Origin of the sequence: Ruegeria lacuscaerulensis, assembly GCF_013031245.1 — a bacterium.
Classification (GTDB): domain Bacteria; phylum Pseudomonadota; class Alphaproteobacteria; order Rhodobacterales; family Rhodobacteraceae; genus Ruegeria; species Ruegeria lacuscaerulensis_C.
Window position 1 is genome coordinate 66,266 of sequence record NZ_WPZL01000016.1, and the last position, 26,749, is coordinate 93,014.

At 57.5% G+C, this 26,749-nt stretch carries 27 protein-coding genes and 1 pseudogene; 12 read left to right on the forward strand and 16 right to left on the reverse strand.

Annotated elements, in window-relative coordinates; all coding sequences use genetic code 11:
* Positions 1–74: 74 nt before the first annotated feature.
* Entirely contained in the window at positions 75–1,235 is a 1,161-nt protein-coding gene (locus GOX66_RS16860) for an acyl-CoA dehydrogenase family protein (RefSeq protein ID WP_170763905.1), read from the reverse strand.
* Positions 1,236–1,333: 98 nt separating this feature from the next.
* Here GOX66_RS16860 and GOX66_RS16865 point away from each other — a divergent pair, with 98 nt between their 5' ends.
* From GOX66_RS16865 to GOX66_RS16875, 3 genes are all read left to right on the forward strand, one after another.
* On the forward strand, positions 1,334–2,251 hold the full coding sequence (locus tag GOX66_RS16865) for a GlxA family transcriptional regulator (protein ID WP_237212647.1): 918 nt from the start codon (positions 1,334–1,336) through the stop codon (positions 2,249–2,251).
* A 16-nt stretch (positions 2,252–2,267) separates the two neighbouring features.
* On the forward strand, positions 2,268–2,588 hold the full coding sequence (locus tag GOX66_RS16870; RefSeq protein ID WP_170763906.1) for a hypothetical protein: 321 nt from the start codon (positions 2,268–2,270) through the stop codon (positions 2,586–2,588).
* A 681-nt stretch (positions 2,589–3,269) separates the two neighbouring features.
* Entirely contained in the window at positions 3,270–4,304 is a 1,035-nt protein-coding gene (locus GOX66_RS16875) for an NADP-dependent oxidoreductase (protein ID WP_170763907.1), read from the forward strand.
* A gap of 733 nt (positions 4,305–5,037) precedes the next feature.
* Here GOX66_RS16875 and GOX66_RS16880 read toward each other — a convergent pair.
* From GOX66_RS16880 to napF, 8 genes are read right to left on the reverse strand one after another with little or no spacing between them, the layout of a single operon-like run.
* A complete protein-coding gene (locus GOX66_RS16880) occupies positions 5,038–5,295 on the reverse strand; it encodes a hypothetical protein (RefSeq protein ID WP_170763908.1) in 258 nt (85 codons plus the stop codon).
* Between the two features lie 13 nt (positions 5,296–5,308).
* Complete coding sequence (locus GOX66_RS16885) at positions 5,309–6,010, reverse strand: NapC/NirT family cytochrome c (RefSeq protein WP_170763909.1); 702 nt, start codon at positions 6,008–6,010, stop codon at positions 5,309–5,311.
* 29 nt (positions 6,011–6,039) lie between these two features.
* Positions 6,040–6,477 carry a nitrate reductase cytochrome c-type subunit gene (locus tag GOX66_RS16890; protein ID WP_170763910.1) on the reverse strand — a complete coding sequence of 146 codons (438 nt, stop codon included), beginning with the start codon at positions 6,475–6,477 and terminating at the stop codon, positions 6,040–6,042.
* 12 nt (positions 6,478–6,489) lie between these two features.
* Positions 6,490–7,407, reverse strand: coding sequence for a quinol dehydrogenase ferredoxin subunit NapH (napH, locus tag GOX66_RS16895; RefSeq protein WP_170763911.1), 918 nt, complete (start codon positions 7,405–7,407; stop codon positions 6,490–6,492).
* Entirely contained in the window at positions 7,404–8,222 is an 819-nt protein-coding gene (napG, locus tag GOX66_RS16900; RefSeq protein WP_170763912.1) for a ferredoxin-type protein NapG, read from the reverse strand. The genes napH and napG overlap by 4 nt, the downstream gene beginning before the upstream one ends.
* A 27-nt stretch (positions 8,223–8,249) precedes the next feature.
* Entirely contained in the window at positions 8,250–10,742 is a 2,493-nt protein-coding gene (napA, locus tag GOX66_RS16905) for a nitrate reductase catalytic subunit NapA (protein ID WP_170763913.1), read from the reverse strand.
* Positions 10,739–11,032, reverse strand: a complete 294-nt coding sequence (locus tag GOX66_RS16910) for a chaperone NapD (protein WP_170763914.1) — start codon at positions 11,030–11,032, stop codon at positions 10,739–10,741. Before GOX66_RS16910 ends, napA begins: the two co-directional genes overlap by 4 nt.
* Complete coding sequence (gene napF / locus GOX66_RS16915; protein WP_170763915.1) at positions 11,029–11,544, reverse strand: ferredoxin-type protein NapF; 516 nt, start codon at positions 11,542–11,544, stop codon at positions 11,029–11,031. Before napF ends, GOX66_RS16910 begins: the two co-directional genes overlap by 4 nt.
* A gap of 393 nt (positions 11,545–11,937) precedes the next feature.
* Here napF and GOX66_RS16920 point away from each other — a divergent pair, with 393 nt between their 5' ends.
* The 3 genes from GOX66_RS16920 (at position 11,938) to GOX66_RS16930 (ending at position 14,835) form a co-directional block, all read left to right on the forward strand.
* A complete protein-coding gene (locus GOX66_RS16920) occupies positions 11,938–12,099 on the forward strand; it encodes a hypothetical protein (RefSeq protein WP_170763916.1) in 162 nt (53 codons plus the stop codon).
* A gap of 176 nt (positions 12,100–12,275) precedes the next feature.
* Positions 12,276–13,670, forward strand: coding sequence for a bifunctional enoyl-CoA hydratase/phosphate acetyltransferase (locus tag GOX66_RS16925; RefSeq protein WP_170763936.1), 1,395 nt, complete (start codon positions 12,276–12,278; stop codon positions 13,668–13,670).
* Entirely contained in the window at positions 13,663–14,835 is a 1,173-nt protein-coding gene (locus GOX66_RS16930) for an acetate/propionate family kinase (RefSeq protein ID WP_170763917.1), read from the forward strand. Before GOX66_RS16925 ends, GOX66_RS16930 begins: the two co-directional genes overlap by 8 nt.
* Positions 14,836–14,838: 3 nt before the next feature.
* On the opposite strand, the gene GOX66_RS16935 is transcribed toward GOX66_RS16930, so the two are convergent.
* The 7 genes and pseudogenes from GOX66_RS16935 to GOX66_RS16960 all read right to left on the reverse strand — a co-directional run bounded on the left by GOX66_RS16935 (position 14,839) and on the right by GOX66_RS16960 (position 20,376).
* Complete coding sequence (locus GOX66_RS16935) at positions 14,839–15,312, reverse strand: hypothetical protein (protein WP_170763918.1); 474 nt, start codon at positions 15,310–15,312, stop codon at positions 14,839–14,841.
* Between the two features lie 10 nt (positions 15,313–15,322).
* Positions 15,323–15,598: a hypothetical protein gene (locus tag GOX66_RS16940; RefSeq protein ID WP_170763919.1), complete on the reverse strand. Its 276-nt coding sequence runs from the start codon at positions 15,596–15,598 to the stop codon at positions 15,323–15,325.
* Between the two features lie 267 nt (positions 15,599–15,865).
* Positions 15,866–16,537 carry a D-lyxose/D-mannose family sugar isomerase gene (locus GOX66_RS16945; RefSeq protein WP_170763920.1) on the reverse strand — a complete coding sequence of 224 codons (672 nt, stop codon included), beginning with the start codon at positions 16,535–16,537 and terminating at the stop codon, positions 15,866–15,868.
* Between the two features lie 16 nt (positions 16,538–16,553).
* Positions 16,554–17,480 (reverse strand): carbohydrate kinase family protein, encoded by a 927-nt coding sequence (locus GOX66_RS16950; protein ID WP_170763921.1) that lies wholly within the window; start codon positions 17,478–17,480, stop codon positions 16,554–16,556.
* Between the two features lie 38 nt (positions 17,481–17,518).
* On the reverse strand, positions 17,519–18,499 hold the full coding sequence (locus GOX66_RS25860; protein ID WP_237212654.1) for a glucokinase: 981 nt from the start codon (positions 18,497–18,499) through the stop codon (positions 17,519–17,521).
* A 42-nt stretch (positions 18,500–18,541) separates the two neighbouring features.
* A pseudogene (locus GOX66_RS25865) lies at positions 18,542–19,843 on the reverse strand (GH1 family beta-glucosidase); the annotation flags it as partial.
* A gap of 380 nt (positions 19,844–20,223) precedes the next feature.
* The gene (locus GOX66_RS16960; RefSeq protein WP_170763923.1) at positions 20,224–20,376 is read right to left on the reverse strand and encodes a hypothetical protein; all 153 of its coding nucleotides are present in this window, start codon (positions 20,374–20,376) and stop codon (positions 20,224–20,226) included.
* Between the two features lie 18 nt (positions 20,377–20,394).
* Between GOX66_RS16960 and GOX66_RS16965 the strand changes: the two genes are divergently transcribed.
* From GOX66_RS16965 to GOX66_RS16990, 6 genes are all read left to right on the forward strand, one after another.
* Positions 20,395–21,018 (forward strand): sugar phosphate isomerase/epimerase family protein, encoded by a 624-nt coding sequence (locus GOX66_RS16965; RefSeq protein WP_170763924.1) that lies wholly within the window; start codon positions 20,395–20,397, stop codon positions 21,016–21,018.
* The gene (locus GOX66_RS16970) at positions 21,018–22,064 is read left to right on the forward strand and encodes a LacI family DNA-binding transcriptional regulator (protein ID WP_170763925.1); all 1,047 of its coding nucleotides are present in this window, start codon (positions 21,018–21,020) and stop codon (positions 22,062–22,064) included. Before GOX66_RS16965 ends, GOX66_RS16970 begins: the two co-directional genes overlap by 1 nt.
* Positions 22,065–22,086: 22 nt before the next feature.
* On the forward strand, positions 22,087–22,836 hold the full coding sequence (locus tag GOX66_RS16975) for a basic amino acid ABC transporter substrate-binding protein (protein ID WP_170763926.1): 750 nt from the start codon (positions 22,087–22,089) through the stop codon (positions 22,834–22,836).
* A gap of 65 nt (positions 22,837–22,901) precedes the next feature.
* Positions 22,902–24,548, forward strand: coding sequence for an amino acid ABC transporter permease (locus GOX66_RS16980; protein ID WP_170763927.1), 1,647 nt, complete (start codon positions 22,902–22,904; stop codon positions 24,546–24,548).
* Positions 24,545–26,518: a beta-galactosidase gene (locus GOX66_RS16985; RefSeq protein WP_170763928.1), complete on the forward strand. Its 1,974-nt coding sequence runs from the start codon at positions 24,545–24,547 to the stop codon at positions 26,516–26,518. The genes GOX66_RS16980 and GOX66_RS16985 overlap by 4 nt, the downstream gene beginning before the upstream one ends.
* A 143-nt stretch (positions 26,519–26,661) precedes the next feature.
* On the forward strand, positions 26,662–26,749 hold an 88-nt coding region (locus GOX66_RS16990; protein WP_170763937.1), incomplete at its 3' end, for a twin-arginine translocation signal domain-containing protein.

The following is a 26,749-nucleotide window of genomic DNA, read 5'->3' on the forward strand; positions in this document are numbered from 1 at the left end:
ATACTCCCAGCGGAGAACAGACCAGCAGGCTGAGAGCGTGACCTGCTGAAACCGTTCCCCGCCGGGACGTGGCCTTATGCGCCTAAAGGGCGCAAAAGATCGCGGCTTATGATGTGGCGCTGAATTTCGCTGGTGCCGTCCCAGATGCGCTCGACGCGTGCGTCGCGCCAGAAACGCTCGATCGGGAAGTCGTCCATCAATCCCATTCCGCCAAAGATCTGCAGGGTCGTGTCCGTGACGCGCGCCAGTGTCTCGGACGCATACAGTTTGGCCGATGCGATCTCGCGGTTCGAGGGCAGGTTCTGATCCAGACGCCAGGCAGCGGCCAAAGTCAGCCAGTCCGCTGCGTCGATCTCGGTTATCATGTCAGCGATCTGAAAGCCGACGCCCTGGAACTTGCCGATTGGCTGGCCGAACTGCTTACGCTCGGCAGCGTAATTCAGTGCATAGTCAAAGCAGCGGCGTGCGCGACCGACCGAGAATGCGGCAACAGTCAGGCGGGTGGCATAAAGCCATTCGTTCATCACCGCAAAGCCGCCATCGACTTCCCCCAGAACCTGCGCGTCGGGCAGGCGGCAGTTGTCAAAATAAAGGATATAGTTCTTGTAGCCCTTGTGGCTGACCGAGTTATAGCCCTCGCGCACTTCAAAGCCCGGAGTACCACGATCCACAAGGAAAGTAGTGATCCGCTTTTTCGGACCTTTCGGTGTTTCGTCCACGCCGGTGGCGATGAAAACAATGAAGAAATCCGCGTGCTCGGCGCCCGAAATGAAGTGTTTCGAGCCATTGACGACCCAGTCACCGCCATCGCGCACAGCCTGGCATTTCATGCCGCGCACATCCGAGCCTGCGTCCGGTTCGGTCATCGCCAGCGCGTCCATCCTTTCGCCACGCACGGCAGGCAAAAGGTAACGCTCGCGCTGTTCGTCATTGCAGGCCATCAGGATGTTTTGCGGGCGGCCAAAGAAGTGGGTCAGCGCCATGGACCCGCGGCCCAACTCGCGTTCGACCAGGGTGAAATCGAGATGGGACAGACCGGCGCCACCGACCTCTTCGGGGAAGTTGCAGGCGTAGAAGCCTAACTCAATACACTTCTGCTTGATCTCTTTGCCCAGTTCCGGCGGAACAGAGCCACTACGCTCGACCGCGTCTTCGTGCGGGTAGATCTCGTTTTCGACGAAGCTGCGAACAGTTGAAACGATCATTTCCTGTTCTTCTGACAGACCAAACTGCATGGCGCGGGTTCCCTGGATATGTGATTGACGAATGAAACGTCACGACACATCTTGATGACATGCAGAGTTAGCCAAAAAGCATGCAGAGTTAGAAAATTTTGACCCAACGATACAACATTGCACTGTTCAACGGATTCTCGAACCATTGCCTCGCGAACATGGTCGAGCCTTTGCGCGCGGCCAATACATTGGCGCGGCACATGTTGTATGCGTGGCGTTTCTGTTCGCTTGACGGGAATCCTGTCCAAAGCTCCAGCGGTCTTGTTGTCAGGCCATATGGTGCATTAAGCGATCAGACCGGTGAGGTTCTGGTTGTCATGCCGTCTTATGGATACCTCACGCTGGATACCCGGCCAACCATCCGTGCGCTGCTGTCGGCAGCCAGAAAACACGCACAATTGGCGGGTCTGGACACTGGAAGCTGGTTGCTGGCCCGGGCCGGGTTGCTGGACGATTATCGCGCCACGATTCACTGGGATGAGATGTCCAGATTCGAAGAGGCGTTCCCCGCCGTCGAAGCAGTGCGGGAACGGTTCGTAATCGACGGTAACCGGATGACATGCTCGGGGGCGATGGCGGCGTTTGACCTGGCCTCGGCCCTCATTCGGCGGGATCACGGCCCGCTTCTGTCAATGGAAGTCGCCCATCTGTTGATGAGCCGGGGCGCTGCCGATCAATACGCACATCCCCTGAATTCCGAAGACACACTGGTCAACCGCGCCCTGACCGTCATGCAGGGGAACCTGGAAAACCCGCTGTCGATTAAGGAGGTTGCCCGAAAAATCGGATGCTCGCAAAAAAGGATCGAGATGCGGGTTCAGGCTGAGCTCAAGACCACGCCGCAAGCGCTGTACCGACGTTTGCGCCTGAATTTGGCGCGTAAGCTGGCGGAGGAAACGGAACAATCCATCGCGGAAATCGCAAGCCGCTGTGGCTATGAAAACGCGAGCGCCATGACCCGGGCGTTCAAGTCTGAATTCGGAAAGACCCCAACGGCGTTTCGGGGTAGAGCCTGATATACGCGGAACGAAGATGAACATACTTGAGGCAACCAAGGTGACAGTTTGGCCAAACATGTTCTGCTTCAGGTTCGGATCCAGCTTCGGCGCGGTGCTTGCGACATCGCAGGTCATGAAGAGCCAGCACTGGACGAACTGTGGGTTGGAAACCGAAACACTCGGAAACGCCTCCGGAAGGGCATCCGACATTCCGCGTCGATCGGAATGTACCCGCTTGCCGGTCGCAACGAAATCGACGCTCATAGGGCTGGCCGTGTTCTGGAAGTTGTCTGGTGAGAAGGCCATTGGCCTGCGTTGGATGCAGACGGCGCAATTTGGTCCCGTGCTGCAATAGCTGTGTATCAAGTTTTTTTTTGCGTTTTCTGCTCGGTAAAAACAAACTTGCGGGAATGTCACCTGTTGCAACGTCTGGATGACCGGAACGATCGGCACGGTGGAGACTCTGCTGATCCGCATGGATCTGAATGTCCACGTAACATCTCTGCCGGCTGAACCAGTCGCTGCAATACTGGCGCTCACGCACAGGATCACACCGGTTGTTCGAACCCAAGGCCGTCGAGTGCCGCGTCGAGCAGAGGGGTCAACGGCCTGATATGCTTTCTCGTCTTTTTCTCGATTTAGGGGCGGTATCAGCCGACGGATTGAGCCCGTTCCGCCCGTTCCGTTTTCTGCGGCGCTACGCCCACATGTCTAACTTCTGATTTCTCGAAAGGGGACGGCTCAATCGACGAATAAATGCATTGTTCTTAGCCGGAACGTAACTGGCCTGGTTCTTTGTTATGTCACTTATTTTGCCCGCAATACCATATATAGCTGGCTGGATGAGATGCGCCGGCTCAGTTCATCTATGGTTTTATTTGCTGTTTTCCCGTTGTTTTTCCCGCCTTGACTTGGGTAGGTCGGTGATCAAGATCAAACTATCGACCAGCAACACCATTTCACCGTAGTTTTTCCGCAAGGGAAGTCGCGCCTCGGATAAGCCAATTGGTGTAACCGTACTCACAGGACCACAGACATGCCTCAATCCCCTGAGATCAACCGACAGATCGTATTGAATGAACGCCCAATGGGTCAACCGGACGCCAATACACTGCGCATGACCACCGCTGACGTTCCGACGCCCGGCGCAAACGAAATGCTGGTGCGTACGGTCTATCTTTCGTTGGACCCTTACATGCGTGGTCGCATGAACGACGCCAAGTCCTATGCCGAACCCGTAGCCATTGGGGGGGTCATGACCGCTCAGGTCGTCGGTCAGGTTGTCGTGTCCAATCTGGAGGGGTTTGAGGAAGGTGATTATGTGCTGACCGGTAGCGGTTGGCAGGACTATGCGATCTCGGACGGGACCGAGACACTGAACCTCGGCAAATCTCCGCAAAACCCGTCCTGGTCGTTGGGAGTTTTAGGAATGCCCGGGTACACCGCCTATGCGGGCCTGTTGAAGATCGGAGAGCCTAAGCCGGGCGAAACCGTTGTCGTTGCTGCTGCTTCGGGGCCCGTTGGCGCGACTGTCGGTCAGATCGCAAAACTGAAAGGCTGCCGAGTGGTGGGCGTTGCAGGTGGAGCGAAAAAATGTGCTCATGTCGTTGAAAATCTGGGCTTTGATGCCTGTATCGACCACAAGGCATCAGATTTTGCAGATCAGCTGAAAGAGGCCTGCCCCGACGGAATTGACGTTTATTTTGAAAACGTTGCCGGCAAAGTTCTGTATGCTGTCCTGCCGCTGCTAAACCCTTTTGCGCGGGTTCCAGTCTGCGGTGTGGTTGCATGGTATAATTTGCCGGGTCTTCCCGAAGGGCCCGACATGGGGCCAGTTATCATCGGCACAGTATTGCGCATGAAGGTGAAAATGCAGGGTTTCATCATTTTCGACAGTTTCCCGCGTTCGGTCTACGAAGAGTTTCGGCGGGAGATGACGAGTTGGATCAGGGACGGTTCTATCAAGTACAAAGAGCATATGGTGGAAGGGTTGGAGAATGCCCCCGAAGCTCTTTACCAACTACTTGGCGGCGGCAATTTCGGAAAAATGGTCGTCAATGTAGGCACCTGATTTAATCCAAGCGATGTTGGTTTCGGCTGGGCGGCGACAACTCAATAAAACGCCGCCCTCACAAGTCGTCTGGCCATATACCGGTTTCGGAAGCCAAGTAACAATCCAAGGGAACAGCAGCAGGTCACCGGAATGATCTGCAGGACGATAAGGATGGTCCACCGTCCATGACCCGCGTTCTGCATCCTTCTCGTGCAAATTGTTGACCATCCTCCAGCACGTAATAGTCGACAGAGATGGTCGCGCCGAACATGGTCCAGACCACCATGGCCGAGGCATTGAAAGTGGTCAAACAGGACTCGTGCACAGTCGGTCAGTCCAGACCATTGTGGATTGCGGCCACAAAGAGCGCGCTGGTGTTTTCCTGAGCAGGGTAGCCTTCTCAGGCTCAAGTTCCGTTGTTCTATCGGGTTCGGAGCTTTGGAAGTATCGGGCCATCGCCTAAAGAATGTACTGGCCCGACGGCATCAGGCTGGGAACAACCACTCCAATGAACAGTTTATCCACTAACTGATCGGCTATTACAGCGTGGATCGAGGATGGGATCAGGATACCCCAATTCCCACCTGCTAGAATAAACTGTGGCGGTACAAGTGTCATATTTTGCGAAGGAAACGTCTCAGATCGGTACGCGTCCGTGAAAAGGCATTGGAAGAAAACTGAAAACAACCCGGCGACTGGCGCCGGGTGAATGCTCTCAGGCTAAGTTTGGACTGACGAAACGCCGATCAGATCAGACCGTTGCACCTTTGATACGGATTACTGATCCCAGGCTTCCCGCGCATAATCCTATGACCACAGCAATCAACAGATCGCTTGCCCCGAATTTGGTAAAGTCCCAATGGGCAAAAACCAACGTCTCAAAAATGCCAACCAGGCCTCCCATCACTGCGCCCAGCCAGATGCGTCGGGTCATCATTCCCAGCGCCAGACCAAGAATACCCGGCAGGCCGATGATGTTGGCACCGACGGTTCCTAGAAATTCCAGCATATCTCGCCCCTTTTCAGTCTGCCTGCGTGGTCAGGTATGACCGGATTTCTTCACTACCGTCCGCGATCTGTTGCGGCAACGAGCCGTTGGATTCGCTGGCCACTTCTTCGGTAACTTTCTGGTATTCTTCCAGATAATCCGGCGGGAGGCTGTGCGCGATTCCCTGGTGGCAGTCGATACAGGTCATGTTGTTGTCGATGGCGCGCTGGTGTTCGGACGCGGCACGGGTTTCCTGAATGGTGAAATCCATATAGTCGAAATTGTGGCAGTTGCGGCATTCACGGCTGTCTGAGGCTTTCATCTTTTTCCAGACCGCCGAGGCCATGCTCAACCGATGTTCTTCGTATTTCTCAGGCGTGCTGATGGTACCGGCCAGCTCATGATAGACGTCCTTGACGGCCATGATCTTGGCTTTGATCTTGTGGTTCCATTCATGTGGCACGTGGCAGTCGGAACAGATCGCCCGCACCCCCGAATGGTTGCTATAATGGATCGTCTCGCGGTATTCACCGAGGTTGGTTTCCATCGTGTGGCACGAGGTACAGAACTCCTCGGTATTGGTCAGTTCCAAAGTCCAGTGGAACCCACCCCAGAACAGGATGCCGGCCAGAAACCCGGCCAGGATCAGGAAACCGGAACTGAACATGACTGCCGGTGTCCAGATTGCGTTCCAGATGCGGCCTATCCATCCGCGTTTTTCGGGGGAGTCTGCCATCTTGGTGCTCCTTTCAGACAAGCGTCGGATTAATTGTTGGACGAGGGTTCAAACACGTTGTCGACCAACGCTGGTGCATCTGCCTGCGGTACGTGACACTGGTTACAGAAATAACGGGTGCCTGCGACGTGATCCAGCTCGTTGCCGTCGCGGTCCAGATAGTGGGTCATCGACAGCGTCGGAGCGTTCCTCTCTCCCGCCTTGGTCCAGTCATGGCAGGACAGGCACTGATTTGTGCGCACATCGATCTGGTATTGCTCGACCGAGTGCGGGATCAGCGGCGGCTGCTGGCGATAGTTTCGTTGCATCCGGCCTTCGACATTCTTGTGGATTTGGTCGAGCGGAATCGGTTCGTCAACTTCGGCCCCGCGCAGGGATTCCACCTGGGCTGATTGCGCAAGAGCGAACCCGCTCAGGAGCAAAACGGGGATCAGGGCGGCGACGCCTGTCAGGATTGGCTTGTTCATCTTGGCACTCCCTTAGATAGGTCTGGCTGCGCGCGGTTCAGGCGCGGGAACTGGATCGGACGGTGCGGCGATCTGATCGTCGAACCGGTGAGTAAACTTAAAGACATCAACCGCACATACATCGATGCAGCGGCCGCAACTGGTGCAGTCGGGTGACAGGATCAGGGGTGTCGTCCCCGGCTTGCCTTTCAAAGCGGGCGAAATAACCTGGTTTTCCGGGCAGACCGCATAGCAATCCATGCAGTCGTCACAGGCCGCCCGGTTTGAGGCGCTGACCCGTAACAGGCCCTTGCCACCGATCAGCCCATAAAAGGCGCCGACCGGGCAGATGTGGCCACACCAGCCATGACGTGCGACAAACAGGTCGAAGACGAAAATCGCAACGATCATGGCCCAGACGAAGCCCATGCCGAAGATCAGGCCGCGATGCAGCATGGTGATCGGGTTGATCAGTTCCCAGGCGATCACGCCTGTCAGGCCGGAAACGATCAGAACCGTGACCAGTATCCATAGTCGCAAACTACGCTTCGGCTGCCACCCTTTCGGCAGGTCCAGGCGGCGATGCAGCCAATTGGCGGCATCTGTCACTGGATTGATCGGACACACCCACGAGCAATAGACGCGACCACCGATCAGCGCATAGCCCGCCAGAACGATCAACCCGCCGATCAATGCAGTCAGTTCGGGCCAATGACCGGCAACGAAGCTCTGCAGCAGGACAAAAGGGTCAGTGAGGGGCAATACGCCAAAGGTCAGCGATCCCGCAAGTGTGCCCTGCACGACCCAGATGCCAAACCACGGCCCCAGAAGGAACAACGCCAGAAAAAACAGCTGGCTCGCCCGGCGCAGCAGCAGGTATTTATGTGCGCCGACCCAACCTTTGGCCTCAACGGCCTCGTGTCCGACGGGTATTTGCGTGCGGGCGCTCATTGTCCAGCCCCCGGAAGATCGTAGTCGGGCGCGAACCCGCCGGGTGTAACCAGATTGTCAGTTCCCGGACCAGGCAGGCGGTCGGGCAGGTCGATGATACCCTCGACAACAGGGCCGCCTTTGGCGTCCTTTTCTTCCCAGCCTTTCAGATAATGGTCGGCTGCACTTCCCCGCGCCAGTCTGGCCGGCAGGACTTTAATGGCTGCCTCGGGCAATACGCAGCTTTTCTCGCACACGCCGCAGCCGGTGCAGCGGTCGGCGTGAACTGTCGGGATGAACATCGCATGGTGACCAGATCGCGGGTTGTGCGAGGTTTCCAGCGTAATCGCTTCGTCGATCAACGGACAAACGCGGTAACAGACGTCACAGCGCAGGCCGAGGAAGTTCAGGCAGTTTTCCTGATCGACCAGAACGGCGACCCCCATCTTCGCATCATCTATGTTGTCCAGCCCGGGATCCAGCGCGCCGGTGGGGCAGGCAGCAACACAGGGAATATCGTCACACATCTCACACGGTATGTCGCGCGCGGTGAAATAGGGCGTCCCGGTCGCCGTTGCATCAACGCCCAACTCGGCCAGCTTCAGCGTGTTGTAAGGGCATTCCCGCACGCACAACCCGCAGCGAATGCAGGCCGACATGAACTCCTCTTCAGGCAATGCGCCGGGCGGGCGCAGAGCCTCGGCTGGCAGGGCGCGGGCGTCGCGGGCCAACCAGGCCAGCAACGATCCGGCTACAGCGCAGCCGCCTGCCGCGCGCGCCGAATCCTGCAGGAAACGGCGCCGTTGCGGCGAAAGAGGTGAACCCGCGAGCGACATTGGGACTACCTTTGCGATCCTGGCCGGTTATGCACGCTCGACCTTGCAGGCGCACTTCTTGAAGTCGGTCTCTTTCGACAATGGGCAGGTCGCGTCCAGCGTCAGTTTGTTCGTCAGCTGATGTTCGTCGAACCAGGGCATGAAGACCAGACCGCGCGGCACCTTGTTACGGCCCCGTGTCTCGACACGGCTGGTAACCTCACCGCGGCGAGTGGACAGAATGATCTCCTGACCACGGCGCAGACCCCGATCCTTGGCGTCCTGCGGGTGCATGTAGACAACGGCGGACGGGAAGGCACGGTGCAATTCCGGTACCCGGCGGGTCATCGAACCGGAATGCCAATGCTCGAGCACGCGACCGGTCGATAGCCACAGATCGAATTCTTCATCCGGCTCTTCGGCGGCTGGCTCATAGGGGGCAAAGATGATTTTGGCTTTGCCATCCTTATGGCCGTAGAACTTCACGTCTGCACCTTCGGGCACGTAGGGATCATAGCCCTCACGGAAGCGATAGAGTGTTTCCTTTCCGTCCACGACCGGCCAGCGCATACCGCGCGCCTCGTGGTACATTTCGAACGGCGCAAGGTCGTGCGCGTGGCCGCGTCCGAACTCGGCATATTCTTCGAACAGGCCTTTCTGGACGTAGTACCCGAAGTGCTCGGCGTCGTCGTTGTCGAAGCCTTCTGCGGTCTCGGACAGCGGGAACTTGTCGACTGTGCCATTGGCGTAGAGCACGTCATACATGGTTTTGCCGCGATGCTCGGGCATCTTGGCCAGCAGTTCCTCGCCCCAGACCTCTTCGACGGTGAAGCGTTTCGAGAATTCCATCAGCTGCCACAGATCCGATTTTGCCTCTCCCGGTGCTTTCACCTGCTGACGCCAGAACTGGGTACGGCGTTCCGCGTTGCCATAGGCGCCTTCCTTTTCGACCCACATGGCGGTGGGCAGGATCAGGTCGGCGGAAACAGCCGTTACCGTCGGATAGGGGTCCGAGACGGTGATGAAGTTTTCAGGGTTGCGATAACCGGGATAGCCTTCTTCGTTGATGTTGGGCGCGGCCTGCATGTTGTTGTTGCACTGCACCCAATAGGCGTTCAGATCACCATCCTTCAGCTTGCGGTGTTGCAGCACGGCGTGGAAGCCGGGCTTGGGAGGGATGGTACCTTCGGGGACATTCCACGCGGTCTCACAGATTTTGCGGTGCTCGTCATTCGCAACTACCATGTCGGCAGGCAGACGGTGAGCAAAAGTGCCGACCTCACGCGCGGTACCACAAGCCGACGGCTGACCGGTCAGCGAGAAGGGCGAGTTGCCCGGTTCGGAAATCTTTCCTACCAGCAGGTGGACGTTGTACATCAGCGAGTTCACCCAGGAACCGCGGGTGTGTTGGTTGAAGCCCATGGTCCACAGGCTCATGACCTTGCGGTTCGGGTCGGCGTATTGCTTGGCCAGTTTCTCCAGCTTGTCTGCAGGTACGCCCGACAGCTCGGATGTGTATTCCAGCGTGTAGGGGGCGACCGCCTCGGCGTATTCCTCAAAGCTGATGGTTTCCAGCTTGCCCGAGTTCGGGTTCTCGGCCTCTTGCTGCAACTGGTGGGTGTCGCGCAGGCCATAGCCGATATCGGTAGCCGTCTTGGTGATGTTGACGTGGTTCTTCACGAACTCTTCGTTCACCGCGCCGTTCTGGATGATGTAGTTGGCGATATAGTTCAGGATCGCCAGGTCGGTTTGCGGCGCGAATACAATGCCATTGTCCGCCAGTTCGAACGAGCGATGCTCGAAGGTCGACAGCACATGTACCTCACATCCTGGCTTGGTCAGGCGCGTGTCGGTCAGACGCGACCACAGGATCGGGTGCATTTCGGCCATGTTCGAACCCCACAGCACGAAAGTATCCGCGTGCTCAAGGTCGTCATAGCAGCCCATCGGCTCATCAATGCCAAAGGTGCGGATAAAGCCCACCACGGCTGACGCCATGCAGTGGCGTGCGTTGGGGTCGATATTGTTCGACCGGAACCCGGCCTTCATCAGTTTGGACGCGGCATAGCCTTCCCAGACCGTCCACTGACCTGAGCCGAACATGCCGACACTGGTCGGACCTTTCTTGGCCAGTGCCTCTTTCCACTTTTCGGCCATCACGTCGAAGGCTTCGTCCCAGCTGACCGGCTCAAACTCACCGTTCTTGTCGTAGGCGCCGTTCGACTTGCGCAGCAGCGGTGTCGTCAGGCGGTCCTTGCCGTACATAATTTTGGACAGGAAATAGCCTTTGATACAGTTGAGGCCGCGGTTCACCGGCGCATCCGGATCGCCCTGCGTGGCGACAACACGGCCGTCCTTGGTGCCGACCAGCACAGAACAACCGGTGCCGCAGAACCGGCAGGCGGCTTTGTCCCAGCGGATATCCGCACCTCCGATCTGTGCATTGGCCTGACCAGTGGCCAGCGGGATGCCTGCGGCAGACGCGGTTGCCGCGGCGGCTGAAGCTTTTAGAAAAGTCCGGCGAGATTCTGAGGTAGTCATAGCGTGGGCCTCCGGGTGGTGGTTTGGCTTTGGGCATCGGGATGCGGAGGGTTCTCCGCGAGATCCTCGAAATGGTGATATGTCAGCGTCAGAGAGATCACTCCGGGGATCTGATGCAGATCCATGATGGTCTCGGACGCAAGGCGTTCAGGTGTATCTTCGACGACAACGACGAAACGGCCGTCTTCGGCCTGGGCGTGTACTTCGACGCCCGGGGTGTCCCTCAGGGTCTGAGCGGCAGCTTCGGCTTGTTCGGGAACGATATGTGCTAGACAACCGCAGATGTTCATTGAGTCGTTTCCGTTTGAGGTGTGGTCTGGCGTCGCATGGCAACCGCATCGACAGGGCAGAGTGCCACGCAGGCCCCACAGCCGGTACAGGCGTTGGCGTCCAGGGAGGGCTCGGCGTTCCCGCCAGGCTGCAGCCTGAAGCTTATGGCGTTCTGTTCGCAATTATCCTGGCAGACGCGGCAGCTGACTCCGTTCATGGACAAACAGGACGCAGTTTGTAGCGTAGCGCGCCAGGGCCAGTCGGCAAGGCGTTCGATTTGCAATGCGTCAGTTGGGCAGGCCTGGGCGCAATCACCGCAGAAAGTACATGGCCCTTCGACGGCATGTAGAACCGGAAATCCATCTGATCCAATTACAATCACGGATTCAGGACAGGCCTCAACGCAATCACCGCATTTTGTGCACAAATCCGCAAAGCCCGGCACAACCGATCCGGGCGGTCTGACAATACTTCTGTCCTCCTGAAGTGTCCGGGCGCTCAGAAAAGCGCGTCGGCTGGTCAGTTGGCTCATTTTGCTTTGACCTGGCTGCACTTGATTCCCTCTCAGAGCCTACTGCATATCGTCTACATTACCGATTTTTTTTGATCCAGATCATGAATTGTTCGTTTTCTTTTGATTAACTTGGCAGCTCTTCTTCTGTCGATACGGCGGTTTCAATCACCGAGCGCGTTTTATGTTCAAATTCCGTGCCAAACGGCGGCAGTGTGTTGAATTTGAATATCAAACAGCAACCAATCTGGCTGCAGTACAGATGGCACGTAATAGCCGGCGCGATGTTCCGGCAATGACAGCAAATCCCAAGCGGAAACTGCATCCATTGCGCGTTCAGCAGGTGTCCATGTTGTCAGCGACACCAGCGATGATGGATGTTCAGAGCATTATCGAAACGGTAGGGGGTCAACAATGGTCTGTTGCGGGGATAATCCGTTCCTTGAGCAGGAAAAACTGACAGGGGAATGGATCGAACAGATGATGAAACAGGGTCGTGACTTGCGCGATGAGCGGAATGAGACAACGTTCCTTTACCTTGAGGCGGTGCGCTGGCTGCGTGGTTCGATCGGATAATCGTGGGGTCCTTCAACGGCATGACCGTTGATCTGATCTTGCGGACACTCGCGCAGGAGCCACCATCTTCCGCGGAACTGATGGACATGTCGCGCGCACTGTGTGAAACCTCTGCCAATCCCCGCACGCAAACCAAGGGCATGCTGGGTTGCAGCCTCAAACAGGGCCAGTCCAAAATGAAAACTCATGAAAACCGAACCTACTCGCAGCTTGAAGTTGGTGACGAAGCACAATTGACGCGGCTGTGCACGGTGGACGACCTATACGCTTTTGCCTCGGCTTCCGGTGACCATAACCCATTGCATCTGGCAAGCTATGACGGGGATGGTGACGGACGTCCCGAGGCTGTGGCTCCGGCCCTTTGGCCTGCCGGTCTGGTCGCAGCGGTTCTGGGCAATATCCTCCCGGGCGCAGGAACCCAAACCCGGCATGCAAACCTGACGTTCCACATCCCGGTCCTTGCCGGAGACGAACTGACGGCCTTCGTATCAATCCTTGAAAAGCGGCAGGATGGCGACTTGGTATGCGCTGCCGAAGTACGTCGGGTTGGTGACAATGCCCTGATCATGAACGGTGAGGTCCAGGTAACGCCTCCGACACACCACATGGAGTTCGATTCAATCGAAGTGCCCGGCCTGATCGTGCAACGTCACCGCCATTTCGATGCCCTGCTTGAAAAGGCAAGACTTCTGGACCCGATGCCAACGGCAGTGGTAGCCCCGGAAGAGCCGAACTCGCTGGGCGGGGCGCTGCTGGGCCTTTCCAACGGCATCATTTCTCCGATCCTGGTCGGTGATCCCGACAAGATCGCCGCTGCCGCTGCCGAGTTGGACGCGGACATTTCCGGGATCGAAGTCATCGAAGCCCGCAGCCATGAGATTGCGGCTCACCGCGCGGTTGATCTGGTGGTGGGGGGCAAGGCGCAGGCCCTGATGAAGGGGCACTTACACACCGATGTCCTTCTGCACGCGGTCTTGCGCCGGGAAAATGGTCTGCGGACCGGCAGGCGTTTGTCGCATGTATTTGTGATGGATGTCCCGGGCATGTCGCGGCCGATTATGGTCACGGATGCTGCGGTCAATATTGCACCTGATTTGGAAACCAAAGCGGACATCGTTCAGAATGCAATCCATTTGGCGCATTCCATCGGGATCGAAACGCCCAAGGTTGGCGTGCTGTCAGCGGTCGAGACAATCAATCCGCGCATGCCTTCGTCAGTCGATGCGGCGCTGCTGTCCAAAATGGCCGAGCGGGGGCAAATCACGGGGGGTCTGGTCGACGGCCCACTAGCCATGGACAACGCAGTCGATCTGACTGCGGCACGCACCAAGGGCATCAATTCAGAGGTTGCCGGTGCGGCTGACATATTGATTGCGCCAAATATCGAGGCGGGCAATATGGTGGCGAAACAACTGACCTATATTTCGCATGCCGAGGCAGCTGGCATCGTGGTGGGGGCTGCGGCTCCGATCATCCTCACGTCGCGCGCGGACGACGATGCCTCGCGGCTGGCGTCCTGCGCCGTGGCAGCGCTGCATGCAATGGCTAACAAGGGCAAAATCCATGGCTGATCATGTTCTGGCACTGAATGCCGGATCCTCGTCGTTGAAATTCGCGCTGTATGAACTGGTTGAGGACCGCCGACCCAGCATGCGCTGGCGTGGGCAGATCGAACGGCTGGGTGATGCACCCCGCCTGCTGGCGCAATCGGCTGGTGGTCGCGCCGTCGACCGTCCTCTGACCAATACCAAAACCCACGACGAAGCCATAAACGCGTTCTTGGATCTGGTTCAGGAATACCTGCCGGACATTCGCGTTCGGGCAGTTGGTCATCGTGTTGTTCATGGCGGCACGGTGTATTCCGAGCCGGTTCCGGTGGACGACGGCGTCCTCGATACATTGGCCGGGTTTATCCCTTTCGCGCCGCTGCACCAGCCCTACAGCCTTGCCGGAATTCGCGCGGCAAGTGCGGCCTTTCCCGACACTATACAGGTGGCCTGCTTCGATACTGCGTTTCATCGCGCACACCCGTGGGTAAACGATACATTCGCCCTTCCGATCAGCTATTACGAAAAAGGGGTACGCCGATACGGATTTCATGGGCTTAGCTACGATTATGTCTCGAATAAGCTGAAGGAAATTGCGCCGGGCCTTTATGATGGGCGCGTGGTGATCGCACATCTGGGAAATGGCGCGTCCATGTGCGCGGTGTCAGGTGGGCGTGCCGTCGCTTCGACCATGGGTTTCTCGGCGCTGGATGGTCTGCCGATGGGTACGCGTAGCGGCCAACTGGACCCCGGCGTCGTGCTTTACATGATGCAGCAAGAGGGGCTGTCCGCGGACGAAATCGCCGACATGCTCTATCGCAGGTCCGGCCTGTTGGGTCTGTCTGGTATTTCGTCCGACATGCGTACCCTTCTGGCCGCAGACACGCCCGAGGCGCGAAAAGCTATCGACTATTATGTGTTCCGTATCCGGCGAGAGCTGGGAGCCTTGTCCGCCGCTTTGGAGGGAATTGACGCGCTGATTTTCACCGGCGGTATAGGTGAAAACTCCGCCAGGATCCGTCAGATGGTCTGTGATGGAATGCGGTGGATCGGGATTGAGATGGACCACAACAGAAACGCTGACGGCGGCACGGTTCTGTCGACAGATTTCAGCCGTGTCCGCATTCTGGCGATCCCCACGAATGAAGAGATGGTCATCGCGCGCGCCGCTGCTCGGCTGGTGCAATAGAACTTACTGGTCGGACTTTTCTTTCCGGTTCCGGGCAAATTTGATCAGTGTGCGCAGCAGGGCGCTGACAATCTCGGGCGTCAGAACGCCGACCGGATCGCGCCGGAGGCCGGCCACGGTGTTGCGGGCGTCAGACAGGTTGTCTCTGATTTCCGCTTCGATGTCGTGCAGGGCCATGTCCCGTAACTCGACGGCAGCCGTTGTGTCTGTCTCGGCACTCATTGAGTTCGCAACCAACGCCAGGATCAGAGCCAGCGCCAGATTGGCCCCCGCGATTATCAGCGCTGAAAGGGGTTTCGACAGGGTCGCGGTCAACCAGAAAAAGCCCGCCACGTTCAGCATGATAACGGCCAGCCCGACCGCGAGCCCTGCAGCGGCGTAGAATCCTGTACGCTTTGCAGCGACGGCGACCTGGCGTTGCGCAATCAGTCGTTCGGCGCGAAGAATGATCGAAATGTTGCGGGAAATACGGCTCATGAATGCGCTCCTACCGGGATCGGCCTAGCAGATAACCAAGCGCGAAAATGCCCAGGGCAAAAAGGATCGGCTTTTTGTGTGGCAGGTCTTCCAGTTCGGTCAGCACGTCTTCGAGTTGGGTCGACCACGCTTCGAAGTTGTCAGTGATCCTGTCGCCCACCTTTTCCTCGGCCTCTGTTGTCTCTTTCTGTTTTTGTGAAGTGGCCGTGTTCGTCGCAGCGGATTGTTCTGCCAATTGTCGGCGCAGTGCCGCGACCTCCGCTTCAAGCTCTGCTTTCGTTACCATCACACCGATCCCTTCACGGCCGCACATCGGCAGGTTCGTGATTTTCAACCTTTAGTCGAGTGCCATGTTAATGCGTTTTTCCGGTTTTAGAAAAGGGACTTATGCCGGAGCGCCCCAAAAGCGTCCGCTGTCACAAATAAAGATCGCGAAAATCCTCTGCCAACGGCCGGCATTCAACCTGTGGATTGAGTGCCGCTGATGGGCGAAGCGGACGTACGTGCTCGATCGTTGTGGGACTTACGAGGCGCCCACCGCGCACTGCATATTTCAGCTGTAGTAATCTGCGACAAGCAGGAAATCGGGTTCGGCGTCTTCTTCGATTGTGGCAAAGCGAGGAATCGGGTCTTCGAACACGTTGTCTGTGCGATCGTCATTGACAGTCGAGACTTCACCGATCAGGCAATCGCCCTTCTCAGCCCAGAATGCATGCCAGATACCCGGCATCAGGGTAACGCTCTGACCCGGCCTGAGGCGCAGCAACTCGCCGGGCTGGATCGTAACCGGACAACCATCGCTGGGAACGATAACGGAGGTGTCGCGGTCGATGCCGCCCCGCGCATCCGAGGCATAGATTTCCATCACCAGGTCACCGCCGCCGCGATTGATGATGTCTTCGGCCTTAACGATATGGCGGTGCATGGGGGACAGCTGTTTGTCCCGCGAAACCAGCAGTTTTTCCGCGTAAAGCATGCCGCGGCCATTGTTCAGGTCAGCCACGTCGCCGTTGCGCAGTGTGAACAGGAACAGTCCCAGTTCGTCAAACCGACCTTGACCGTAATCCGTTATGTCCCAACCAAGGCCGCGCTCACGAATACCTGCTGCCTGATCGCTGCGCATCCGGGCTGTGGACCAGCTGGCAAAAGGGGGCAGAACCGCTCCGAAGGAGCGGATAAAGGCTTCGGCTTCGGTTTTGATGGCGTTGATGTCTGAACGATTCATCTGAGTCTCTTTTGGGTCAAAGCTCGTGTGCCCAGGGCGGGTTTGCTCCTGCGCGGGATACTGTGACGGCGGCAACTTCCACGCCTTTGACTAGCGCCGCGCGCAGGTTTTCCGGTCTCAATGCCCGCAGGCCGGATTTGGTCAGGTGGCCTGAACGATGCAGTTCAGCCAATACTCCGGCATTGAACGTATCGCCCGCTCCGACGGTATCGACCACGTTGGCCGGCTTAACAGGAACCGAAATTTCAGAGCCTTCCGCCAGAAACCCTGTCGCACCGTCGCCGCCCCTGGTTACGATAACGACAGCGGGTCCCGATTGCAGCAGCAGCGGAACTTTTTCGGGCAGGCTTTCCGGGCCGGGGATGATCCAGTCCAGATCCTCGTCCGAAACCTTCACAATATCGGCTTGCGCGATCATTTGGTTCAAACGCGTACGGTATCGGGTCTGATCCCTGATGAAGCCGGGCCGGATATTCGGGTCCAACATGACGGCGCGATCCGATCCGTGTTTGTCCAGCAGTGCTGCATAGGCGTCGGCACAGGGTTCGCTGGTCAGGCTGATGCCGCCAAAATACAGTGCAGACACAGCGGGCAACTGGTCCGGCATATCCTCGGGCATCAACATGCGTCCGGCTGAGTTTTCATCCACAAAGCTGTAGCTCGCCTGTCCGTCCTGCAACTGCACAAAGGCCAGCGTTGTGGGGCGGTCAGAATAGATCACATGACTCGCGTCCACATGGCTGGCCTGCAACGCCTCTGCAAGCTGCTGCCCGAACATGTCCGAAGACAGGCCTGTCAGTATCCCAACCGGTGACCCAAGCCGTCCCAGCGCGATGGCTGTGTTGAAAATGGCGCCGCCTGAGCGGGGCACAAACCCCTTTTCGTCCGAAACCGTCGGGGCGGCGATCATGTCGATCAGGGCTTCGCCGCAGCACAGGATCATGCCGTGGTCCTTTCTGATTGTGGGGTCAGGCGGCCAATTTACCGCGCGAGTGCACTTTTACAGAAATTGTTAGCGCCAACAATGCCAAATTCACCCTGTTCCGACACATATAAGTTCATCGACCGGCGTAAATCGCTGAACCGCCCGCCCGCATTGAATGCATCCCGGAACGCATCCTTGAACAGCCAACGGTTTTTTTCGGCAACGCCACCCACAAGGAAAACGCCTCCGGCGGGCATGAGCACCACTGCGAGGTCTCCCATTACGGCCCCCAAATGGGTCGTGAACATGTGTGCAGCTTTTTCTGCGATAGGATCTGTTTGCGTGCGGGCATCATCCAGAATGTCCCTGGCATTGCGCACCGGAGTGTTGACCTGCCCGGCAGCCACGCCAACGGCCTGATACAGGATGGGCAGACCTGTACCGCTGAGGAACATTTCCGCCTCAAGCGCCAGGCTGTCGTCAAAGAAACAATCCGGCGCAATATGGCGGGCAGCGCGGAAGATTTCGACCTCATCACCATGGCGCGGAGACAGGCCAACGTGACCTCCTTCACCGGATGCGGTGTGATAGCGACCCTCGGAATAGAGCAGCGCCCCGACACCAAGGCCAGTGCCGGGACCTACTACAAGCCGCGTTCCGACGGGAGGGGTCGCAGCACCCTGCAGGACTTCGACGTCGTCACCGTTCGCCTCGGCCACTGACCACGCGGCTGCGGTGAAGTCGTTGATAACAAACGTATGTTGCGCGCCCGTGGCTTTGCCAATATCGCTTTCTGACAGATCGAGATGCGCATTCGTCAACCGGATTGTTCCGTCCTTCACTGGCCCGGCCCCGGCAGCGACCACAGCGCGGGGGTCGGTCCCGATTTCGTCGCGCAGGCTGTGAAAAGCCTCAAGCAGATCGGTTAGCGTTCCGGTCGGGTATTTGCGCAGGTCAGTGAGCTTACCGTTTGAGATTACGCCCAAACGTGTGTTTGTGCCGCCGATATCAGCGACCAGGTTCCAGTGTTCGTGCATCGCTCCGGCAGGTTGCGCCAGAGGCAGCGACACGACGCTTCCGGCCAAAGCTGTTTTCACGGCTTTGTAAGAGGCTTTCGGCGTACGCTCTAACGTTTCGAAATCAACATCGACCAGACCAAACCGCTTCTCGTAGCCGTACGCCCATTCGTAATTGTCCAGCAAAGACCAAATGAAATAGCCTTTCACCGGCACGTCCTGATCCAAAGCGTCCTGAACCGCAGTCAAGTGCTGATCAAGGTAGTCAATTCGGTCGTCATCTTGCTGACGCTCTGGGCTGGCCATGCCGTTTTCGGTGATATAGATTGGCAGATCCCCGGTGTACTCCTGCTTTGTTCGGGTCAGGAAACGCGTCAGGGCAGTGGGCTCGATTTCCCAGCCCATTTGCGTTTTGGGAAGCGGGCCGGGAACCTCGTTCAGGCTTGGCCACCCTGTGTCGGCAGGGGCGATCAGTTTGCGGGTATAGTAATTCAGACCGCACCAGTCGACCGGAGCTCCGATCGTGTCGAAATCGTTCTGCCAGCCGTCAGGCAAGTAGGGTTCCAGGCCTTCAAGCACGTTTTCAGGGTAGGCTTTGTTAAACACGCCACCCAGAAAGAACCGGTTGTAGATGCCGTCATAGAGGTCGGCAGCCCGGCGCGCCTCAGGGCTGTCATCTGCGGGCTCGGCCCATTCCAGGTTGAATACAGCGCCCAAATTGGACATCCCCAATCCGCGCATTGCCTCAATGGACCGACCATGTGCCAGCAGCACATGGTGCATGGCACGGGCCGTGGCACGGATGTCTCGCAGACCGGGAGCGTGGTGGCCTTCGAAATGGCTCAGCCAGCTGACGCACCAGGGCTCGTTGATCGGTGCAACGCTGTACATGCGGTCGCCAATGCGGCCCATGATGACTTCTGCAAATTCAGCGAACCACCCGGCGATGTCCCGGTTGCGCCAGCCGCCCAGATCGGCCAGCGGAGAAGGCAACTCCCAGTGATACAGGGTTGCGCAAGGGCGAATGCCGCGATCCAGCAGCGCATCGGCCAGGCGATCGTAGTAGTCCAGACCGGCCTCATTGACCGGACCACGCCCCTCGGGAAGGACACGGGCCCAGCTGGTCGAGAAACGGTAACAGTCGAATCCGGCCTCGCGAACCAGATCTAAATCCTGAGGAAAGCGGTTGAGGTGGTCGCAGGCCAGGTCGCCATTCTCGTTCCGCACCACGTTGCCGGGCGTCTTTGCAAAGGTGTCCCAATGGGTTTGCCCTGCGCCGCCCTGAGCATGACCTTCGATCTGATAGGCAGAGGTTGCGACACCAAAGAGGAAATCTTTGGGAAAATCAGCACGGGTATTTTTCATGGTCAGAACCTGTTGGGGGCGTTTGAGCCGCCAACTACCAGTTCGGCCTCCGGCAATCCAGATTTAACCTGATCATCCGGTGACTTGATCCGTTCAATCAACATTTCCGCCCATTTCTCGGGCTTGGCAGTCCGATGAGCGAGCGGTAAAGATCGGCACATCCTGCCCGCTCTTCAGAAAAGACAGGCCGTCGTACTGGGTGATGACCGGGACATCGCGGCGCAACTTTAATCCGGCTTCCTTGTCTTCTTCGAATCATAATGGCTTTGATGAGGCAGACGTTCCACTGGTCCCACCAACTTTCACTTGCTTCATCAAGTGGCCTCCGTGCGGAAATGACCCCTGCTCATACCATGCTTGACAAGTTGGGTATTGCTGTTTCAACCTAATTGAAACGTTTCAATTAGCGATGACTTTCGAAAATGCGGATATCGGCGCAACTTTACACCGTTCGGCAGGTTGGAGATTTTACCAGCCAGCTTGACTTGGTGAGAGCCTGTGGGATCACTGATATTGAGACGACTGGTTTTCATGATCTCCCTCCTGAAAACATGGCGCAACAGGTCGAAAGCTTCGGGCTGAATGTACGCTCGGCGCATTTCGACTGGGAAGAATACGAGGACCGCTTCGACGACATTGTTTACCTGCTGAGCCTTTTGAAATGCCCGGTGGCCGTCATGCCATGGCTGACGCCCGAGGCGCGGCCCGACACGACCGAGGGATGGACGGACGTGTCGGGCCGATTGGCGGGCTGGGCTGCACAACTTGCCGATCACGACATTTGCTTTACCTACCACAATCACGACTTTGATCTGGAAGGCCACCCAGGTGAAACTCCGCTGGACCTGATACTTGCGCAGGACGCCTTGCATTGGCAGCCCGATATCGGATGGCTGGCCGTGTCGGTGCCAAACCCGACGGACCTGTTGCAGAGGTATTCGGGTCGCATCGTATCCATCCATGCAAAGGATGCCGATCCCTCAGCCGGTCATGGGGATGAGCGCTGGCGTAACCCGGGCCAGGGGGTGGTGGACTGGCCCCGGGTTCTAAGTGTTTTGGAGAATAGCCCTTGTGCCGATCTTTTCATTGAGCATGACGAGACACAAAACCATTCCGAAACATTACTGACCGGGCGTGGCTTCCTGACAGAACAGCTATTGGCGAGGGCGTGGTAATGGCCCGTGCGACCATCAAGTCCATCGCCAGGGAGACCGGGTATTCCGTCGGCACAGTGTCGAACGCTCTGCGAGGGGCTGCGTCGGTCAAGGAAGAAACACGCCAGGAGATTCAGGCGGCCGCCACCCGGCTTGGCTATCGCGTGAATTTGGATGGATTGAAACTGCGCACCAACAAATCCTATCGCATTGCCGTTCTGGTCAGTGTGTCAACTGACGCTGAGGAAGAGTGGGAGGGTGTTGAGTTCACCCGCATTCTGGCCGGGATTTCCGGCGCGCTTCAGGGGTCAAGGTATGAGTTGAGCGTTTTCAACGTGGCCGACACGGCGGACGCAATGGGGACGCTCGAAAAGATTGTAAAAGATGGTCTGGCTGATGGCGTCATCTTTTCGGGCACTTTGCATGACGATCCGCGCATCACTTACCTGCAGCAGTGTTCATTCCCATTTGTAACTATGGGCATGAGCGACAGCGAAATGCCCCATCCCTACGTTGACATCGACAGTCAGGCTGCAGCCTTCGACGCGACTGCGCGGCTGATTCAACTGGGTCATCGGCGCATAGCTCTGGTGAACCCTCCCTCAGAACTGGTTTACGCGACCCAGCGCCGGAACGGCTATGGCGAGGCTCTCAAGGATGCGGGGCTTTCGATGAATACCGAATTGGTCTTTGACGGTCCGACAACGGCGCGCACGGGTCAGAAGTCCTTTGAAGCGTTGATGCAACTGAAAGAACTGCCCACTGCCTGTATCTGTGCTAACGAAGCGATGACATTGGGCGTTTTGTCCGCCGCGCACCAGGCAGGTGTCCGGATCGGCCAGGATATTGTGGTGATTTCAACCGACGACCTGCAGCTCAGTCGATACTTTGTGCCGCCGCCCAGCACCTACTACGTACCGATCGGGGAAACCAGCCGCCTGCTGGGCGAGTTCATGCTGAAAGCTTTGGACGGGGCGGACCCGTCTGAAACTCAGAAAAAGATCAGGGCCACACTTATCGAGCGGCAACCTGACACCCCCGCGCCAAAAACGGCGCTCATCAAATAGACCAACAGAGGAGTAACCGGAGATGTTCAAAAACCTATTAGCCGCAGCTGCCCTGACCGTGATGGCCGCACCCGCGGCGTTTGCTGCCGATCTCGAGGGGCGCGTTCTGAAAATCGGCACCGATGCAACTTATCCGCCCATGGAAACCGTCGATGAAGCGACCGGAGAGATTGTGGGCTTCGACGTGGATGTGATGAATGCTATCTGCGAAAAGGTCAATTGCGTCCCGAATTTCGTCAACACGGCCTGGGACGGCATCTTTGCGGCTCTGCAGCAGGGTGAGTTCGATCTGGTGATCTCTGGCGTCTCGATTACGCCGGAGCGCGAAGAATCCATGGACTTCTCGGAACCGTACATCGTGGTCAGCCAAGCCATCCTTTTGCAGGTCGATAATGCGGATATGACGCTGGATGATTTCAAAGCAGGTGGCCAGAAACTGGCGGCACAGACCGGGACCACCAATGCACAGCTGGCCGAAGAACTGGTCGGGCGCGAGAATGTCAGCCTGTATGACAACTTCTCGGCCGCAATCCTGGCGCTGCAGAATGCGGATGTGCAGGGTGTCATCATCGACGGAACCTCGGCTGCCGCCTATGAGCAGGAGTTCGCAGGTGAGCTGACGGTGGGTATCACCGGGCTGCAATCCGATCCGCTGGGCATTGTGTTTCAGGAAGGCGACGCCACCGTTGATGCCATTAATGAAGGACTGGCGGCGATAAAAGCCGACGGCACTCTGGACACGTTGGTCGGGAAATACTGGAGCACCGAATAACCAGTTCTGGCCCATAACGGTCCGACCTCAAACGGGGCCGGGCCGCATTTCAGCAGAGAGGTTTCATGTCGCGTCTTAGCTCGATCCGCCCGAGCAATCTTGTTCTGCTCGCCGCCGCCCCGTTCATCATCTATCTGTTTGCAACCTCTTCGAAATACCTGCGATCGCTGAATGCGATCCTGGGTATCGGCAACAACGCAGGACCGATCTTTGTTGGATTTCTGCTCATTTTAGCTGTTGCAGTTTTGGGGTATCTCTGCGCCCGCAATGCACGGTTTGAGGCCGTGACACCGGGATGGCTGCGCATAGCGGCGATTGTTGCGATACCTTCGGCCCTCGCGCTGGTGGCTCTGGGGTTCTCCGCGCCGCAAGTTCTAATGCCCTTTGCCGAATCCGTGTTCTTTCATGCGCTCAGCGAAAACACATCGACCTTGATTGACAGGTCTTCGCAAACCTGGGTGTTGTTCCCCGAGGTCGTCGAACGGGTTCAGAGCGGAATGCAAATACTGCTGGCCTTTTATGCGCTTGTCGTAGTTGCTATCCCGCTATCTACCCGCCTCTCGGGAAAGGTCTCCGGATATGTCCGGCTTGGATTTGAAATCCTGACCGGAGCCATCCTGTTCTATCTGATGTTCATGGCCCATTGGCAATTCGCAACCGGGGTCGCGATCACTTTCAGGGCGGCCATATTTGCCTATATCTTCGCGGCCATTCTGGGTCTGATCTGGGTCGGGCTGCAATCGTTCAAGCCCACGGCACGGACCACGGTAGTCTATGGCTGCGTCAGCCTTGCATTGCTGGCGATTTCGGCGTTCTTTTTCATGCAGCCACAGGTGAGTTACGTTCTGGTGGGCACCACCGACGCCCGCATCGCCATCGTCCGTGGTACACCGCAAGCGCAGGCCGATCTTATCCGATTTGGAGAATTCGACGGAGGTGAAGGCCAACAATATCGCATTCGGAGCGCCCCGGACGCCGCAAGTGCCTTGGAGCAGATCGAAACCGTCGACAGCGTCTCAGGCGCTTTTGTCCCGGTTGAGTCGCACACTCAGGGCTATCCGGTACTGTGGAAAACCAGCTTCCTGCCCGACAAATACCGCAACCCTGCGCTGACCTTTGCGGTCTTTGGCTTTTTGCTGCTGACGCTGACAATCGGCGGGGCGCAGCATAAACTCCATCCGTTGGCCGTAGGGGCCGAGTTCTTTGTCGATACCATCCGCGGCATACCGATGCTGGTGATTATTCTCTATATCGGTCTGCCTTTGGCGGGTGCGGTCAAGGATGCAACGGGCGGCGGCATCGACATGACAAACATGACCCGCGGGGTCATCGCCATCGCCATCGGGTACTCTGCCTATATGGCCGAGATTTTCCGGTCCGGCATCGAAGCCATTCCAAGAGGCCAGATCGAGGCAGGCGGTTCACTGGGACTGTCGCGCTGGCAAACCGCGCGTCTGATCGTCCTTCCGCAGGCGCTGCGCATCGTTACGCCCCCCTTGGGCAATGAATTCATCGCCATGATCAAGGATACGTCGTTGCTGTCGATCCTGTCGGTGCGCGATATGACCCAGCGCATGCGAGAGTTTCAGGCAGCCAGCTTCCTGCCCTTCGCGCCCTTTAACACGGCTGCGATCCTCTATGTCGTGATTACGCTGGGCTGCGCCAGCTTCCTCAAATGGATCGAACGACGCACTGCAAGGGAAGACCGATGAGCAGGCTGGAACTGGGGGTCTGCTACTATCCCGAACAGTGGGATCGGTCGCTTTGGCGGGACGACGCCCGGCGGATGGTTGAAATGGGGCTCGACTGGGTCCGGATTGCCGAATTCACATGGGGGCTGATTGAGCCGGAACGAGGCCAGTTTAACTGGGGCTGGCTGGACGAAGTAATCAGTATTCTGGGTGAGGCCGGTCTGCGCGTGATGATGTCCACACCTACGGCTGCGCCTCCGAAGTGGCTGATTGATGAATACCCGGGTATCCTGCCGGTTGGTTCGGATGGTCGGGTTCGGGGGTTCGGCTCCAGACGGCACTACTGCTTTTCCAGCGAAGTCTATCTGTCCGAAGCACGCCGGATAGCCACTGAATACGCACGCCGGTATGGCCAAAACCCGTATGTGCGTGCCTGGCAGATCGACAATGAGTACAATGATCATGATACGGTGCTCAGCTACTCGGGTGCGGCTCGCGATGGGTTTCGCCGGTGGCTGGCCGACCGCTATGGCTCGATTGAGAAATTGAACAATACATGGGGAACGGTGTTTTGGGGCTCTGCCTATTCCAGTTTTGACCAAGTTGAATTGCCGAACGGGCTGGTTGCCAGCGCCAACCCGACACATGCACTGGATTTCGCGCGTTATTCGTCGGACCGGGTGCGACTGTTCAACAGGGCGCAGGTGGATGTACTGCGGGAACTCTCACCGGGCCGGGACATCACGCATAATTTTATGGCGGGCAGTTTCGAATTTGATCACCACGCTGTTGCCGCCGATCTGGATATTGCAGGCTTCGACAGCTATCCGCTGGGCAATTTGCTTGAGTCCACGTTGCTGGATGAGGACAAGCGGCGGTATCTGCGGACCGGCGCGCCCGATTATCAGGGGTTCCATTGCGATCTGTATCGCAGTCAGGGCAGTGGGCGCATGTGGGTGCTGGAACAACAGCCCGGACCAGTGGACTGGGCCGAGAAAAATCCGTCACCCGCCGATGGAATGGTCAGGTTGTGGACATGGGCAGCTTATGCGCACGGGGCACAGGCGGTGATGTTCTTTCGCTGGCGTCAGGCTAAATTCGCGCAAGAGCAGTTTCACACTGCTTTGTTGCGCTCTGATGGCAGCCCCGATCAGGCGGCAGTGGAACTGGCACAGGTGGCCTCGGAACGTAACACCTTGCCTTTGTCCACGCGCGTTAGGGCGCAGGTGGCAATATTGCTGGATTACGAGTCCATCTGGGCTGCAGAAATTTTACCCCATGACGCTGCATTTCCGAATGCGCAGATCTACCGTGAATGGTATGCGGGCTTGCGTTCGCTTGGAATAGATCTGGATTTCGTTGGGACTGGTGACGATCTGTCCGGTTACGCGCTGATTGTTATTCCTCAATGCATGATTGTTTCACCCGATCTGGCCGCAAAGCTTCGAGCCTGTCAGGCTAAATTACTGATCGGTGCACGCGCGGGCAGCAAGACAAACGACATGCACACGCCGCAAAACCTCGCCCCCGGAGAACTGGCCGATCTGACGGGCGTGAGGATTCTGAGAGTAGAATCGTTGCCGGATTTGGCGCAGGAAACGGTACGGCTGCAGGACGGTACCAAGCATGAATTCACCGGCTGGCGCGAAATTGTCGAAACAAACGAGACCTTAATAGCTAGTTTTTCCAGCACCTACCGCGATGGAAGCCCTGCAATTGTGCGCTCAGACCGGGCGATCTATCTGGCGATGGTTCCACGCGGAGCGCTGTTGCAGGCCGTTCTGACTGAGGCGCTGAACTGGGTAGGGATACCTATAACAGAAAGCAGTCCTGACCTGCGGATAACACGCCGGGGAGATTTGCAATTCGCTTTTAATTTCGGGCCTGATGAGCAACCTCTGCCCGATGTCAAAACGCGAAAGTACCTTGTCGGTGCGTCCGTAATCCCACCATTTGGAGTTTCCATCTGGGTTGAAGAGGCCGCGACCTGATCGTGGTCTGCAACCGGGTGTGGCGGGATTCTGGACTTATAAAATTCGTCAACTGTCACTTTTGGACTGACAGCCCCGGCGCAAAGTTCTAACCTGCAACCACAAAACAAAAAACTATCAGTCCAATAACGGGAGAAACTACTATGGCCGAACGGAAAAACCTTTCCAGACGCTCTGTCCTTAAAGGTGCGGGGGCGGCTGCTCTGGCCGCGCCGCTGTACAGCAAGAGCG